Raw genomic sequence first — 16829 nt, 5'->3', positions numbered from 1 at the left:
AGCTGATTGGGCCATTGTTATATTTCATATACATTCGGCAAAAAACAGAAGTTTCAGGTACTTATATTGCCCTTATAAATCTATAGTCTCATTTATCAAAATCCTGTTTACGGACTTTAGATTCTAAACTATAAATCTAAAATTTCGAATTATAGACTTTGACGATGACGAATCTCAAAGCTTTGATGAATCGGTTTTTTGATATTGAAATCAAAGCCAATGGTTTTTTGCGTGATATCAATGATGTCATAACGCTGAGTCAACTGCTCATCTAGCTCAAAACGCGTAAAGTTGTTAGAAAAGTATAAGACGCCATCAGAGGTGAGGCGGTTCATGGCACGATTAATCAATGCAGCATGGTCACGTTGCACATCAAAAGTACCTTGGAATTTCTTAGAGTTTGAGAAGGTCGGTGGATCAATAAAGATAACATCGAACTGCTCGGTATTGTCTTTAATCCACTCAAAGATATCGGCAGCAACGAATTGGTATTTATTGCGGCTAACGTCCAAACCGTTCAAGACAAAGTTTTGTTTGCCCCAATCTAGATAGTTCTGCGACAAATCAACGCTAGTGACTTTTTTCGCACCAGCAAGCGCTGCATGCACACTTGCGGTACAAGTATAAGCGAACAGGTTAAGTACTGCTTTACCGCGGCTGTTGTCCTTGATACGAGCACGCATATTACGGTGATCGATAAACAGACCGGTATCTAAATAATCTGTAAAGTTGACATACAGATAGGCACCATCTTCACGCGCAACATGAAACTTGCCACGTTTTTCTGTGGTGTTCTGTTTGCTGTACTGATCGTTTCCAGACTGACGGGCACGCGTTTTGATAAAGATCTGTTCACGGTTAATATCAAAGACTTCACGGATACCCATCAATGCCAAGTTAAAGCGTTTTTTTGCGGTCTCAGGCGGGATGGTCTTTGGCGGCGCATATTCTTGCACATGTGCATAATCACCGTACAAGTCGATCGCAACTTTGAAATCAGGTAAATCAGCATCGTAAACACGAATATTGCTTACGTTGTCTTTTTTGGCCAGTTTCTTGAGCTTAGCAAGGTTCTTTTGCAGACGGTTAATGAAGTCTTGACCGTCTTCTACTTCAATCTCGCGTTTCTCAAAACGACTGACAAGGTTGCCTGTTTGCCCAGCGATAAGCGTTCCGTAGCGGAAATAGACGGTAATAGCACCGTTATGACAGCGTAAGGTTTTTGGTTCTTTAATCGGTAGAATATCTACTTGTTCGACATGAGAGGCCAATATGCCAAGCATCGGATCAATGCCACTACCGGCAAAGCTGTCTTGCAATATCAGCCCAATCGCTTGATACAACGGCTTAATCATTTCTTCATCACCCAAACGCTCACCATACGGTGGGTTGGTAATGACCAAGGGGTTGCTCAATCGACCGTCATTGACTAATGGCTTGAGCACGTTGCTGAGTTGGTCAAGCGCACGATGTTCGATATCAAGTAGCGGTAAAATGTCCTGTAAACCTGCGGCAATTAAGTTTTTTTCTGTGGCAAGAATCGCACCACTATCAGCATCAAAGCCCAGCATAAGCGGCAATGTATCAGGCTGCTCATTGGCAATCTCTAATGCTTCGCGGAAACGCGTTTGAGCATCATCGATCATTTCTTGCCATAGCGTCTCGTTATGATGCTGCCACTGGTAAAAGCCAAATTGATTGGCAGCTTTGTCGATACCCACGGCATAGTCGCAATGCATCAATAGCGCTTCGATAAGGAACGTTCCAGAACCGCACATTGGGTCGATTAACGCATTATAGAAAGGTGCGTCGCCAGCTTCATTTTTCTTGTGCCAACCAGCGCTATAGAGTAGGGCAGCTGCCAAGTTTTCTTTTAGTGGTGCTTCTGTCATGGCCACACGGTAACCACGGCGATGCAAACTGGTACCGGATAAATCTAAATACAGCTCTGCTTGCTTATCATTGATAGTTGCAAAAACAGAGAAGTCTGGGTTTTTGCTGTCGACGTTAGGACGGCTGTCGTAAACTTCGTTAAAGGTATCGGCAATCGCATCTTTGATACGTAGCATGGCAAATTGCTGACTGACAGCGACACGCTTATCGACAGACAGACGAATAGCAAAGGTTTGCTCCAAGCTAAATTGCTCAGTCCAGTTGACCGATTTTGCCAAGCCATATAGCTGCTCTGCGACATCGTATTCTGCATTGATGTTTTTACGTTTAATCAGCATCAATACCCGCGAGGCCACGCGTGACCATAGGCAGATAGTATATAGCTCACGTAAGCCGCCAGTTACGGCTAGACGGCCAGTACTTTTGATTTCGCTATCAATGCCAAAACTGGTTAGCTCAGTCTGCAGTGGTGCCTCAAGCCCATCGGCACAGGTAATAATAAGATCAAGCGACAACTCTGGTGAAGCTGCTGTTAGAGATGCGGGCGCGGTTTGTTCGGTCATACGGGTACCTGTGGGCTAAATTGACAAAAAAGCAAATAATAAGATAATCGGTGTAACCGGCAATTTTACCATAATTCACAGTAGGATGGTTCAAAGTAGCCGTGTTTAAGATTTTAAGATGTGATAGCCAAATACGTGAAAAGAAATTCTCTACTCACCCTTCGTCAGTGGTAATTCCTCTGGGACGATTTGAGTGGTGGTTGCAAAGGGTTTAGTCGCAATAGGGTAGTCAACATCCTTTGGCATCAGCAATCGCATATGCGGATAGGGCGTAGAAATATTAGCCGCATCAAACGCGATTTTAATCTCTTCTTGCAGCACTTCTTTGATTTTGGGTATGCGGGCAACGGCTGCTGGTTTAACCCAAAAGCGTACGATAAAAAACACCCCATACTCACCAATTTCTGCCACGGTCGCTGAAGTCTCAGGACGATTAAGCACCGCATCGGTATTGCTGAGCACTTGCAAAATTTCCTTGCGAGCCGTTTCTATATCATCTTCGAACGCAATACGTACGCGAATATCAAAACGGATAAAGTTTTTGGAAGTCAGGTTGATAACTTCTGATGAGGCAACGTTAGAGTTTGGGATAATGACAGTGATGTTGTCTCGTGTGAGAATATGAGTTGTGCGTAACGCGATAAGTACCACGCGCCCTTCATTATCATTGATATGAATCCAGTCACCGACTTGAAAAGACTGCTCAAGCAGAATAGTAATACCAGCGATAAAATTAGCAAGGGTAGACTGAGCGGCAAAACCTACTGCCAAGCCAACAATACCCAAACCCGCCACTAACGATACAATGTCGAAGCCAAATTGCGCCATGACGCTGGCAAGCCCGAGTACCAATAGTAATACAGATAAAATATTTTTGAGTAGCTGCTCTATGGAAGCATTGAGACCATAGTGCTGTAGGACTCTGTGAATGATTTGTCCTGATGATGCCCAAAGTACGTAATAGATACCTGCCCAAGTGCTTGCCTTTGCGGTGGCTTTGATGGTTTCTGGCTCAAAGTTTATCTGACTCATAATCGCTATCAGACTGGCGACAATCCAGACATAGCGCAAAACTGAACGGACAATCTTGGTGCGGCGCTCATTTAACCGAATTTTGGCACGGCTTTGTCTAAGGATATAATTGGCCAACCAATAAAAAAATCCCAATACCGCAAGCAGTATTAGGATTTTGATGCCAGTGCTCGCCAATTCTACTGCCTGAGAGGACCAATTAAGTGACTCTTCATCGATAGAGCCGCCGAGAGCAAGATATAGGCTAGTATGTAAGTCGCGAATGATCTCTTCAAAAAAGTCGGTAACACTAGCGATTGGCATTTTTTCGTCCATGCAGGATGTGTTTGTACAAAAAATTATAAATGAATATCTATTTATAAATTACCTCAAGTCGCCAAAGCAATCAAATAAAGTAACGCTTAAAACTAATTACTACCAAATTGAAAGCATTGCTAACTTGAGGACTTAGCTAAATGGTCAATTAAGAATTATCCTTTTGGGTGTCTAAAGATTGGAAAGGTATCTCCATTTTGTACTGCACATCACGTAACGCCGTACGTAGTCCCTCTAGTATCGTTGGATGATAAAAAGGGGTGTCGAGCATATCTTTGATGCTCAAATCATTGGTAATCGCTGTAGCAAGTATATGACCGATATACTCAGCATCAGGACCGACCATACTAGCGCCTAAAATCCTGTCTGTCTTTTTGCAGCCGTAGATATGTAGCAGCCCGCAGTTGACACCCATTACACGGCTACGTCCTTGATTATCAAAGCTCACACTACCGATAACAAATTCGAGTTCTGAATCTTTTTGAATCTCTGGTAGCGACATACCAACATTGACGATTTGCGGTGAGCAAAATACGATAGAGAAAGGAGTCGCAGGTGGGCGAATATAGGCCGCTTCTGTGTTTTCGCAGACCATGCTGCCCGCACTATAGCCTTCATCGCTGGCCACATGCAGTAACGGGATATTAGCATTGGCATCACCAACGATATAGACGTTTAAGTCGCCAATCTGACCTGTTTTTTTACTTAAATCTTTTGGACGGTTCTTATCGTCTAGCTCGACACCTAAGTTTTCGACACCTAGCTGCTTAATACTGTTGCGACGACCAGTAGCAACTAAGACATACTCACCTTGCCATTGCTGAGACTCACCAGCGCTGTCTTTATATTTGATAAACGCACTTTTATTACCTTCATCTGCTTTTGTGCCTACATCGGTAATTTCGCTACCTAGATGCATGGTTAATTCATGACTTAAGCAATCCATGGCTTTATTATTAATATCATCGTCTTTTAGACCAGCCACTTGTTTGGCACGGTTTAGCAGCGTGACTTCTACACCCAAGCGTGTGAATGCTTGTGCAAGCTCTAGACCGATGGCACCAGCACCGACGACAGCCATCGTTTTTGGCAAATCTTCAAGCTCAAAGATACTATCAGAAGTGAGCATGGTATCACCAAGCTTGTCCACCCACCCATCAGGAATAAACGGCGAGCTACCTGTGGCGACAATGATTTGCTCAGCAGCAATTAGCTCATCATTGACCTCAATTAGCCCTTGCTCATTAATACGAGCACGACCGTCGATTTTCTTATGATCAGGCCAGCTGTCTACTTGCTTTTTAATGTAGCTGGCAAAATGACTGCGTTCGTCACGTACACGTTCCATGACTCGTTTGCCATCAATTTGCGCGGTCGCATGGATACCAAATTCAGCAGAATGGTTGGCATCATGTGCGCGATCAGCAGCTGCAATTAGCAGCTTACTGGGCATACAGCCGACCGCTATACAGGTTGTGGTCCAAAACCCTTCATTGATAATGACTACGTCATCTTTGATTTTACTCGCTTGGCGAAAAGCGTTTTGACCTGCGGTACCCGCGCCAATAATAGCGACAGATACTTTACGTGTGACTTCTTTCGGCGTATCGTCGGTGGTCGTGCCAGATTGTTTATTCATATTATTCTCTAATAGGGGCAAGGTTATATTCAGTGATAGACTGAATGCTTGGCTTATATTTTTTATTCGGTTTTTATGGTTCTTATGATCAATACTGATTCAACTATAACGTCAATAATACTGACTTAATTACAGAACCAGTAATTACGGCGCCAATATAGTTAGTAAACGACTGGTATAGTCTTTGGCACGTAGGTTGCGCTGGGCATGAGTCAGCTCGCTGTTTTTGTTGAATACAAATGCCGAACGTACAAGGCCTAGCGTAACTTTGCCGTACATATTTTTTTCTTTGATAACGTCAAAATACTGGCATAGCTTTTCATCAGCGTCACTGATGAGTGGAATCTGTAAGTCATACTTGTCGATAAATTTTTCATGAGATTCAACGCTATCACGAGAGACGCCAATGATGTCGTAGCCCAATTCATCGAAGTCATGAAGGTGCGAAGTAAACTCTGTTGCCTGTGTGGTGCAGCCTGGCGTGTTGTCTTTGGGATAGAAATAGAGAATAAGGCCTTTATCGGTATTGGCGACCATTTCTTTTAAATTGATTTCATCATGAATAAAATTACCAGCAAGCTTGCGTACTATGGTTACTGGAAAATCAGGTAGGTGAATGGTTTCTGTCGTTGGCTTGGCCATTGTAAAATCCTTGTTAGTTTTAGTTATGTATATTGGCTTAATAATGGTTCTATTTATAGTGTTCTTATTATAGGCAGATTAGTAGAAATAAATAATCAGTTTTACACTTTGCCCATTCATTGGCAACAAAAAAGACTGGCAATAGCCAGTCTTTTGTATATCAAACGATTAGAAGTTAAGCAGGTTTTTGCGGCTTCTTCAAATCCAAGCCAACGGTGCACTGCTGCAAATCTTTTTGCATCGCTTTCACATATGGCAGATTAGAAGGGTCTTTCTTATCTTGCGCGTAGCTTTCGATTTCCCACATTTGACCGATAGTCATGTTGCTGCGCACACCAATAGTACAGTTACATAGTTTGGTTGCGTTGCTTTTGTCAGCGACTTTGTATTTGACTGCGCCATTAACACATGAATTGATATTGTCTTGCTTAATGTCAGCAGCGTTGGCTTGTGGCATGGCAAACAGGGCCGCTAAAGCTAGGGGTAGTACTGGCAACAACTTCATAAATTTCCTCTTACGGGTAGCGTCAATTTTTTATCTTTTGCTCAATGCAAAGTCAACTCATCAATATATGAGTGACCGATATCGTCAGTTACATCTTTCGATAAATATAATCGTTCATACGATAGCAAGTATGTCGATTAGAATACAAGAACGACGTGCTGTGTTAATGCAAGCGAATGTTGCGCGAATGTTGATGGGTATCATCATTTCACATAGCGTTTAGCGTTAATACATAGTCGGCCTTATATGATTTGGGTACAAGATAGGCGAGTAGACGTAATACAAGTAGTAGACTAAGCGCGCCTTGTACCGTACCCAACTTATATAGGACTGACTAAAATTAATTAAGACTGATAATGAGTAGGGTCAGTTACGCCAGCTTGGGCAAAGCCTTGACGACGTAATGCGCAGCTATCACAAACACCGCAAGCAAGACCATTGGCATCTGCGCGATAACAAGAAATCGTCTGTCCGTAATCGACACCTAATGATAGACCAAGCTCAATGGTTTGGGCTTTTGATAATTGCTGTAATGGCGTTTGAATCGATAAGCGATGTCCAGTAACGCCTGCTTTTGTCGCAAGGTTGGCCATATGTTCAAAGGCAGCTATATACTCTGGGCGACAATCAGGGTAGCCCGAGTAGTCAACTGAGCTGACACCAATGACGATATGATTGGCATCAGCGACTTCGGCGACTGCTAACGCATAAGATAAGAAAATAGTGTTGCGCGCAGGCACATAGGTATTTGGGATAGCGTCATTATCGATTTCATCGCGCTTTTTGCTAGGGAATTTGTCCGAATCACCGTCTGGCACGATCATGCTGTGGTCTGTTAGCGATGAGCCACCCAGTTGTGCGATATCAATATCGATGATTCTATGATTGACGCCTGCTGTCTCAGCGATGGTCTTTGCGGCCACAAGTTCACTATTATGACGCTGACCATAGTTAAAGCTGACTGCTGTCACTGATGCATAGCGTGCTTTTGCCCAATATAAGCAAGTCACCGAATCGAGACCGCCTGATAAAAGAACAACCGCATTTTGGCTTTTGGTAAGAGCAGCTAAGTCAGCATCTGATACTTGATTGGAGGTATTTTGCAAAGTAACGTTAGTCATAGTGGTATCTATTATTGGTTTACGAAAACGGCTATTTTAGCAAAAATACGTCTACTACAGAACCACGAAGCGACCAATTAAGCGTCACTAAGCCATCAAAACAAATTTACATAGCACTGCAATAAAATAAAGTCGGTATTACTGTCATCTTTTCAATCTGTTAGCAATATTTGTTATAATCGCAGCTTTTAAAGTATCAGTCACATGACATTGGTGATAATGCTTTAAAAGCCTTATCGCAAATCGCTTTATAGTAAAATCACCCTTATAAAGATATTGAGTAACTTATGACCGCAGCAACCTTATTTACGCCAAATATTCCTTCTCAAGCTGATGATGTATCTGATGCAATGAGCTTTGATAGTCAAGCTTTAGGCACCGATACTGATAGCAGAGAGTATGATGACGTCTCTGAAGATGGCAATGATGAGGACATGATTGATGAGCAGTTTGCCGATGCGCAAGCACCTACCGAGTCAGCGTACTTTCGTAAACTACAAAAGAAGCTGCGTCGCCAAGTTTCTTGGGCAATCCGCGATTTTAATATGATCGAAGATGGCGATGTGGTGATGGTCTGTGTTTCGGGTGGTAAAGACAGCTATACCTTACTTGATATTTTATTGCTGTTAAAACGCATTGCACCAATTCATTTTGATATTGTCGCAGTCAATCTTGATCAGAAGCAGCCAGGCTATCCGGAAGACATTTTACCTGCGTATCTAAACGAGCAGGGCATTGCTCACTATATTTTAGAAAAAGACACATATAGCATCGTCAAAAGCGTAGTGCCAGAAGGCAAGACTTACTGCTCTGCGTGCTCTCGTCTGCGCCGCGGTTCACTATATGGCTTTGCCAAACAAATTGGCGCGACTAAGATTGCCCTTGGTCATCATCGTGATGATATGCTAGCGACTTTCTTTTTGAACTTATTCCATGGTGGTGCGCTCAAATCCATGCCGCCTAAACTGCTGAGCGATGACAAGCAAAACATGCTGATTCGTCCATTGGCCTATGTCGAAGAAAAAGACATCATTGAATATGCCAAATTAAAGGAATTCCCAATCATTCCTTGTAACCTATGTGGCAGTCAGACCAATCTACAACGTGCCATCATCAACGATATGCTGCGTGAATGGGATGATGCTCATCCGCAGCGTTTAGCTTCTATCTTTAAGGCCATGCAAAACGTTGCGCCATCACAGTTAGCTGATCGTGAATTGTTTGATTTTGAAACACTTAGTCTTGATCGTGATAACGATGAGCGTTTATTTGAAGGCGACAATATTCAAGCTGGGCAGACAGATAGTTTGGCTGAGATTGGTTTACCGGTATCACCAAGGACGCAAACGTTCAATCCTAAGTTCGCTAGTGAAAAGTCTTATTCGACAGAGACGGATAAAGCCGCACAAAACGAGCGTAAAGCGCAGAAAATTCCAACGATTAACCCTGTGATTTAGTAGTTTATGAGTTAGAGCTATATTAAATAGTACCTATTCATTAGTAGGATATTAAATAGCTCAAAAAAAACCAGCCGATCTCTGACGAGTGGCTGGTTTTTTTATGTCTGGATGCTACTCACCGCGTTAACTTTTAGCAAAAACTGGTAGCGGGTCAAAGCTGACCTTGGCACGAGGCAGTTTTGCGACATCTTGCATACGCCAATCATCTTTACCGTCATTGCTAACCTGAAGGTAATACTTGGCTTTTACAGGATCAATATCGACTTGTGCGCTGTATTTATTGCCCTCAACATGCTTAAGGACAACGTCGCGGTCTTTTTTGATATCCGTTGCATGAGAAATAGAGAGCTCCAACGTATCAGGATAGGTAAGGGGAGTACCATTTAACAGCTTGCCTGACTGGACGCTTTGCTCAGGGTAGTTGAGATAAAACACAATATCGCCATTTTCTGCAAATTGCATTTGTCCATGCAAGTCTAAGTCATACGTGAGCTTGTCACGAGATACATCATGATAGAGCGTTTTGCCATCCATATACCAGTCGTCACGTACCACGCTATCACGGATCTGGTAAGAGTAATAAACAAACCAAATACAAGCGATCACGACCGCAGCAGGCATGCCAATCACAAAGATAACGACCATGTAATTTTTATACCATGGCTGCTTATCTTGATGTTTAAAGTTCGGTGCTGGAGTAGACATAAAATACCTATGCATCAGATACGCATTTGATAGATAGCTGTTCATTAGACATCTACAAATGGTATCAACGGATAATTTGGCGGCTAAGCGCTGCCAGTTTAATGATAAAACGTGTATCCAATAGCCTATCACTAGAACAATTAGTTATTTAACTACTTGAACTAGCTAGACTACCGAATGATATACATGAAATTAAACAATAGGTCTGCTAATGATTTACTGACCTTGGGTCGTAAAGATATTTTGCTTACTTACCTTGTACTTACCGTTTTCGCTGCTCACATTTAGCGTGACAGGCGTTTGACCAAACTCTATCACATCAGGATCACCATAAATACTGACTGGCATATCAAAGCTTTCGCCAGCTTCTAATGGTACATCGTTAAAGCGTAGCTCTAAGCTCAGCCCTTTTTGCGGTGCTAGTGTTATCGTGTAGGTATGAGCGTCCTGAGTCTTGTTGGTTAGCTTAACGATATAGCTGTTTTCGATCATGCCTTGATTGTTGATAGATGACAACTGATTACGGTCACGGCGGATATCAATCTCCAATGGCACGCGATCGGTTAACGCATATATAACACCGCCACATAGTACGGCTAATAATGTCAAATAAGCAAATAATCGTGGGCGCAGTACGCGGCTTGGTTCTTTTTCTGCTAGCTGACGTTCAGTTGTATAACGAATGAGACCACGCGGATAGCCGACCTTGTCCATCACTTCATTACAAGCATCAATACAAGCTGCACACTGGATACAGGCAACTTGTAACCCATCACGAATATCGATACCAGTAGGGCAAACCTGCACGCACATGGTACATTCAATACAATCGCCTAAGTGCTCTGGATTTGTACCCTTTTTACGGGCACCGCGTGGCTCACCGCGTTCATAATCATAAGATACGATCAATGTGTCTTTATCAAACATCACACTCTGAAAGCGGCCATAGGGACAAATCTGTACACACATCTGCTCACGCATGTAGCCTGCATTGGCATAAGTAGCAAAGGTAAAGATAAACATTGAGACCCATACCCACGTTGGCCAGTCAGGGAATGGAAGTACTCCTATTGACTGCCAGCTGTGATATAGAGAATCTGTCCCAGCTACATAACTAACAAAGGTCGCTGCTGTAATCACAGAAAGCAAAAACCAAATTGAATACACAACCGTGCGTTTGAATATTTTGCTCGCACTTAACGGTGCTTTATCAAACTTGATGCGTTTATTACGATCGCCAATCACCCACTTTTCAACATATTGGTATAGATGTGTCCATATCGTTTGAGGACAAGCATAACCACACCAAACACGCCCAGCATATACCGTCACCATAAACAGTGTAAACGCGGCAATAATGGCAAATGCAGCAATAAAATAAAAATCTTGCGTCAAAAACGTCATGCCAAAAATATAGTAATGCTGAGATGGCACATCAAACCATATTGCTTGTCTATCATTATAGCGCAGCCATGGCAAAAGTAAAAAAGCCGCCAAAAGAGCATACATCGTGATGACACGAATATTTTGATAAAAACCTGTGACAAACCTCGGATGTACACGATGCTTGGTTGCATCAAGATCGACTTGTTGTACAGGAATTTTATTGGATTGTTGTGCTGACATAAACGTGCCTCTTTAAAAAAAGAATCAGTCTGCTGGCATGATGAACAAACACCTCTAGCGTCGAGGTATATGAGTGTATGATGTTATCAATGTCAGTAAATAGCGGATAGAAAATTCGATAAAAAATCTTCTAATCTGCTTACCAAATGATCGATTGTAAATATAGTCGCTTCAACATAATCTTGATACAAACAAAGGGGAGTAAAGGTACTACAAGTAGTAGACTGGACAAGCTTGTATCTGATTTATGCGAAATTGACTATCGTGTTATATGATTGAATCAGAGCGATATAAAGCCATGACCAATAGACTATTTTAAAAAATAGCTATTCTAACATTCTCCCTACTAATAATGGGGTAATAATCCTAAAAAGCAACGAATATATGAGAACGTTTTCTAGTATTTATAGCCACTCATCATTGTCATTTCTAAATGAAAATCAATATCGCCATACGCAAAAGGGAGAACTGCAATAACAGTTCTCCCTTCATTAAATCTCGTCCATATTCAGTGCAGTAACAACGTCTTAGTTAGCAGTTGCTTCTTCAGTTGCTACAGGCTGAGTAGCAGCAGTAACCGGTGCTGCTTCAGGTGATTTGCCTGTTTTATCTGATAGTGAGTAGATATAAGCAGCAAGTAGCATGATACGCTCATTACCTAGCTTAGTTTCCCACTGAGGCATAACGCCAGCACGACCATAACGTAATGTATTACGTACAGTCTCACGCTCACCGCCATACAACCAGATATTGTCAGTCAAGTTTGGTGCACCTGCTGAAATCATACCTTTACCGCTTTCAGAGTGACAAAGTGCACACTGCTGCTTAAAGATCGCTTCGCCTTGATTGACCAAAGTTTGATCAAGTTCACCGTTACTCTTACTACCGTTGTTTGGAGATAGTGACAATACATACTCAGAAGCTGCACGTACACCGTCTTCGCCGATCTGATCGCGCCAAGCAGGCATACCGCCGATACGACCATTGTGTAGCGTGGTCAGAATGTTGCTAGCTTCGCCGCCATATAACCAATCGTTATCGGTTAGGTTAGGGTAGCCTGTCGCACCTTTAGCGTTAGAGCCATGACATACAGAACAGTTCTGTAGGAACAAACGGCTACCAACTTTTAATGCATTTGGATTTTCAGACAGTTTTTCGACATAAGGAGCAAGTTCTGCAACTTTTTCGTCAATTTTAGTCTGTAGATCTGCTGGTGGGTTTTCACTACGACGCATGGTCGCTTGTAACTCGTTTAGCGTACCAAGTGTCGCAGTCGCACCTGCAGCATCTGCTTTTACCAAAATGCTTTTTTCAAAGTTATCAGTAAATACTTTGTTGTTGCTTTCAAGCTCACTGAACAACTCGTTTTTAGAAGTCCACGGTACAGTTTCACCGTCAACTTCTACGGTGGCGATACCTTTCCAATGTGCTGGGAACATAGCTGGAAAGAATACCCAGTACGCCACACCCCAAACGATTGAACCAAAAAATATCACCAACCACCATTTAGGAAGTGCTTTGTCGTATTCTCGGATACCATCATACTCATGACCAGTGGTACCGTCTTCCTCAACGTCTGGTTTGTATTTTAGTACAAACAGCAGAACGCCAAGAATAAAAAGCCAGCAACCGAAACTGATTAGCGTGATCCAAGAACTCCAAAAAAATGTCATCATTTATCCTTATTGCGCTGCTCTTCAGACAGAGATTTTATATCCTCGTCATCAAGCGCAAGTTGTGCATCTTCTTCGAAGCGTTTTTTGTTTTTTGGCGAATACGCCCACCATGCAACGCCTACGAAGGCAATAAAGGCAGAAACGGTCGCAATTGTTTGTAATTCACCAATACCCATTAGCGCTGTCCTTCCATTGCGGTACCTAACTGCTGTAGATAAGCGACCAAAGCGTCAAGCTCAGTAGCGCCAAGCACTGCATCTGGAGCGCCTTCAATGTCTTCTTCAGTATAAGGAACACCGAAGCGATCGCGGAATAGACGCATTTTAGCTTGAATGTTTTCGCCATCTACTTCGTTAGTCGCCAACCAAGGGAAACCTGGCATAACTGACTCAGGCACTAGCGAACGTGGATTGATCAAATGTTGCTTTTGCCAATCTTCAGAATAACGGCCACCAACACGTGCTAAATCTGGTCCAGTACGTTTCGATCCCCATAAGAATGGATGATCCCACGTCGACTCAGCGGCACGTGAATATGGTCCATAACGTTCAACTTCTGCACGTAATGGGCGAACCATTTGCGTATGACAAACGTGACATCCTTCACGGATATAAATATCACGACCTTCAAATTCAAGCGCTGTCCAAGGCTCCATAGCAGGAAGGGGCTTGTTCAAGCCGCCTTCTTCAGGACCCTTGTTGTCATAGATCAATGGCACGATTTCAACTAGCGTTGCAAAACTAATAGCAATCACGATACCAATGACTAACAAGCCTGTATTTTTTTCAATAATTTCATGCGGTGTACCAGCCATGATCGCTCCTTATACGTTAGCTGTCGAAGGTTTTTCGACACTAGGTTCATGATCCGTTGGATCAGCGACATCTACAGGCTTACCTTCTGGCATTTTGAGTGTTTTATAGCAGTTATAAGCCATTACAAACATACCCGATACATATAAGAAGCCACCAAATGCACGGCCGATATATGGGAAATGCGAGAATTCAACAGTATCAACGAAGCTATATACCAAAGTACCGTCTGGGTTAGTAGCAAGCCACATCATGCCTTGGCCAATACCTGAAATCCACATAGATACGATATAGAAAATCGTTCCTGCAGTCGCAAGCCAAAAATGCGTGGTGATTAAGCTGATAGAGTACATCTTCGGTTTGTTATAAATACGTGGTAACAGTACATATAGCGAACCAATGGTAATCATACCAACCCAGCCAAGTGCACCTGAGTGTACGTGACCAATTGTCCAGTCAGTGTTGTGCGATAACGCATTCACTGTCTTGATAGACATCATTGGGCCTTCGAACGTCGACATCGCATAGAACGACAATGCAACAATCATAAAGCGAATGATCGGATCGGTACGTAGCTTATCCCAACTACCTGATAGCGTTAGTACACCGTTAATCATACCACCCCAAGATGGTGCGAATAGGATGATTGAGAAGACCATAGCAAGAGACTGCGTCCAATCAGGAAGCGCTGAATAATGCAAATGGTGACCACCAGCCCACATATATGAAGCAATCAATGCCCAAAAGTGAACGATAGACAAACGATAAGAATAGATAGGACGGCCAATCTGTACAGGAACGAAATAATACATCATTCCAAGGAAGGCTGCCGTTAAGTAAAAACCTACCGCGTTATGTCCGTACCACCACTGCACCATCGCATCAGTTGCACCACCAAATAGCGAGTAAGATTTGAACGCACTAACAGGAATCGCCATGCTGTTTACGATATGTAGTAGTGCAATCGTAATGATAAAGGCGGCAAAGAACCAGTTAGCCACATAAATATGTGAGGTTTTACGTTTGATGAGTGTACCAAAAAATACGATGGCATAAGAAATCCATACCAAGGCAATTAAGATATCAATAGGCCACTCAAGCTCAGCGTATTCTTTACTGGTGGTCAAACCTAGAGGAAGCGTGATGATGGCAGCAACAATAACTGCCTGCCAACCCCAAAAGGTGAACCAAGCCAAGTACGGCGCAAATAAGCGCGTTTTACAGGTACGCTGAACGATGTAGTAAGACGTTGCGAACAGGGCAGAACCACCGAACGCAAAAATCACCGCATTGGTATGCAGTGGTCTTAAATGACTAAAGGTCAGCCATGGAATGTCAAAGTTGAGTGCTGGCCATGCTAACTGTGAAGCAATGAACACACCAAGACTCATGCCGACGATGCCCCAAACGACAGCCATGATCGTAAAAAATCTTACGACAGTAATTTCATACTCACGGTCAACTGGGGCGACTGCTGTGTTTTGTAAACTCATTGGATGATTCCTTTACAGCCCGAATTATCAACAGAATTAACCAACAATCTATGCTGTCTGCACTATAAATACTTTCAAATTCATATTTATACTAGCGCCAACACATATTGTTTTTTGACTTATTTAACGCAATGACGTCATTAACTATCGATTCAGGCCCTTGCTGTCTATCAGTTAATACTAATAAATAGAAATAGGCACTTCATGCACCTTACTCAAGGTCAATCGATAGTAGGATTGTTAATAGATCATCAAGGTAAATAAGAAGACGCGCCGTTTTGAGCATCAAACATCTCATAAGGCTAAATATGTATCTTAATTATTACGAAAAAATCTGTACTAATGAAGATAGATACCCATATCTATAGGGCTATTAAAACGCATTGACCATAGATGTATGCTAGCGGCGGCTGACAAAAAACACGATTATGTAATGTTTGGTTAAAACTCCCGACTCTGTTTAAGGGTATTGTAACGCAATCCTAATTAAATATCATCAGAACTATGCGCCAAAATACAAACTCTTTGGTATAAATGTTAGCGAGCAACTTATTATTGCTGTGCTACTCCTCTATTTTATACACAATTTTGTCACTATTCTAGATGCTCATTCTGATTGAATAGGGGAAGTGCTCGCTAGACATAAGCGTAGGCTTGCAAAGAAGTTTTGTAACAATAACATTGCTGAGCCGATAAATAGGTTTTACTTCTTATCAAGTCGCCCTTTATAATGAGGCTGAACGTCATTAATGGCTATGTATCGCATAGGTCTATTGATAGCAATCATTTTAATAATTCTAATAGTTAGGCCAAGAGTGCCTCAAGGGATGTTGGTCTGACAGAATATCAATTAAGGATAATATAATATGGCAGTTTTTTTGACAGATGAATGGTTTGAGCAAGTAGAAAAAATGGGCAATGAAGCAGGTGAGTTAAACTTACCACCAGTACTTGCCAATATGGTCGTCAACTTAAAAGTGGCTGAAGCTGATAAAACTATCGAAGCCAATTTTACAAATGGTTTGCTGCATCGCGGCTTAAACGATAATGCAACGACGACGCTGCTATTAGATCGCGATATCCTACAGTCTATCATCACTGATTTTGATACCAATCAAATCATGGGTGCGTTTATGAGTGGCAAAATCCGTGTCGAAGGCGATATGTCACAGCTAATGGCCGTACAGACTGCACGTCCAAGCGCAGAGCAAAAAGAGCTATACACTCGTATCAAATCAATGACGACAATGGCTTAATCGCGTATTTATACGATTTTTGCGTTGTAAGTCAGTAAGACACAAAAAAGCCCCTAATTCATATTAGGGGCTTTTTTATTGCGTAACGAAA

At 42.4% G+C, this 16829-nt stretch carries 14 protein-coding genes; 2 read left to right on the top strand and 12 right to left on the bottom strand.

Annotated elements, in window-relative coordinates; genetic code table 11:
* Positions 1 to 149: 149 nt before the first annotated feature.
* The 6 genes from rlmKL to queC form a co-directional block, all read right to left on the bottom strand.
* Positions 150 to 2456 carry a bifunctional 23S rRNA (guanine(2069)-N(7))-methyltransferase RlmK/23S rRNA (guanine(2445)-N(2))-methyltransferase RlmL gene (rlmKL, locus tag ACQKC9_RS02485; RefSeq protein WP_427620371.1) on the bottom strand — a complete coding sequence of 769 codons (2307 nt, stop codon included), beginning with the start codon at positions 2454 to 2456 and terminating at the stop codon, positions 150 to 152.
* 150 nt (positions 2457 to 2606) lie between these two features.
* Positions 2607 to 3791 carry a mechanosensitive ion channel family protein gene (locus ACQKC9_RS02480; protein WP_427620370.1) on the bottom strand — a complete coding sequence of 395 codons (1185 nt, stop codon included), beginning with the start codon at positions 3789 to 3791 and terminating at the stop codon, positions 2607 to 2609.
* Positions 3792 to 3951: 160 nt separating this feature from the next.
* A complete protein-coding gene (locus ACQKC9_RS02475; RefSeq protein ID WP_427620369.1) occupies positions 3952 to 5442 on the bottom strand; it encodes a dihydrolipoyl dehydrogenase in 1491 nt (496 codons plus the stop codon).
* 144 nt (positions 5443 to 5586) lie between these two features.
* Complete coding sequence (locus ACQKC9_RS02470) at positions 5587 to 6084, bottom strand: peroxiredoxin (protein ID WP_160020998.1); 498 nt, start codon at positions 6082 to 6084, stop codon at positions 5587 to 5589.
* 175 nt (positions 6085 to 6259) lie between these two features.
* Positions 6260 to 6589, bottom strand: coding sequence for a hypothetical protein (locus tag ACQKC9_RS02465; protein ID WP_057760815.1), 330 nt, complete (start codon positions 6587 to 6589; stop codon positions 6260 to 6262).
* A 344-nt stretch (positions 6590 to 6933) separates the two neighbouring features.
* Entirely contained in the window at positions 6934 to 7710 is a 777-nt protein-coding gene (gene queC / locus ACQKC9_RS02460; RefSeq protein ID WP_191113890.1) for a 7-cyano-7-deazaguanine synthase QueC, read from the bottom strand.
* A gap of 350 nt (positions 7711 to 8060) precedes the next feature.
* Here queC and ttcA point away from each other — a divergent pair, with 350 nt between their 5' ends.
* A complete protein-coding gene (ttcA, locus tag ACQKC9_RS02455) occupies positions 8061 to 9167 on the top strand; it encodes a tRNA 2-thiocytidine(32) synthetase TtcA (protein WP_427620463.1) in 1107 nt (368 codons plus the stop codon).
* A gap of 126 nt (positions 9168 to 9293) precedes the next feature.
* Here ttcA and ACQKC9_RS02450 read toward each other — a convergent pair whose 3' ends face one another.
* The 6 genes from ACQKC9_RS02450 to ccoN form a co-directional block, all read right to left on the bottom strand.
* A complete protein-coding gene (locus ACQKC9_RS02450; RefSeq protein WP_427620368.1) occupies positions 9294 to 9875 on the bottom strand; it encodes a FixH family protein in 582 nt (193 codons plus the stop codon).
* A 216-nt stretch (positions 9876 to 10091) separates the two neighbouring features.
* A complete protein-coding gene (gene ccoG, locus ACQKC9_RS02445; protein WP_427620367.1) occupies positions 10092 to 11501 on the bottom strand; it encodes a cytochrome c oxidase accessory protein CcoG in 1410 nt (469 codons plus the stop codon).
* Between the two features lie 527 nt (positions 11502 to 12028).
* Entirely contained in the window at positions 12029 to 13174 is a 1146-nt protein-coding gene (locus ACQKC9_RS02440; protein WP_404692984.1) for a c-type cytochrome, read from the bottom strand.
* A complete protein-coding gene (locus ACQKC9_RS02435; RefSeq protein WP_057760804.1) occupies positions 13174 to 13353 on the bottom strand; it encodes a CcoQ/FixQ family Cbb3-type cytochrome c oxidase assembly chaperone in 180 nt (59 codons plus the stop codon). Before ACQKC9_RS02435 ends, ACQKC9_RS02440 begins: the two co-directional genes overlap by 1 nt.
* A complete protein-coding gene (ccoO, locus tag ACQKC9_RS02430; protein WP_191113887.1) occupies positions 13353 to 13991 on the bottom strand; it encodes a cytochrome-c oxidase, cbb3-type subunit II in 639 nt (212 codons plus the stop codon). Before ccoO ends, ACQKC9_RS02435 begins: the two co-directional genes overlap by 1 nt.
* A gap of 9 nt (positions 13992 to 14000) precedes the next feature.
* On the bottom strand, positions 14001 to 15482 hold the full coding sequence (ccoN, locus tag ACQKC9_RS02425) for a cytochrome-c oxidase, cbb3-type subunit I (protein WP_191113886.1): 1482 nt from the start codon (positions 15480 to 15482) through the stop codon (positions 14001 to 14003).
* An 866-nt stretch (positions 15483 to 16348) separates the two neighbouring features.
* Between ccoN and ACQKC9_RS02420 the strand changes: the two genes are divergently transcribed.
* A complete protein-coding gene (locus ACQKC9_RS02420) occupies positions 16349 to 16738 on the top strand; it encodes an SCP2 sterol-binding domain-containing protein (protein ID WP_427620366.1) in 390 nt (129 codons plus the stop codon).
* Positions 16739 to 16829 lie beyond the last annotated feature (91 nt).

The organism is Psychrobacter sp. NPDC078409, from assembly GCF_050268505.1.
Classification (GTDB): domain Bacteria; phylum Pseudomonadota; class Gammaproteobacteria; order Pseudomonadales; family Moraxellaceae; genus Psychrobacter.
Note: the sequence above shows the minus strand (reverse complement) of the source record. Positions and strands in the feature narration are given on the sequence as shown.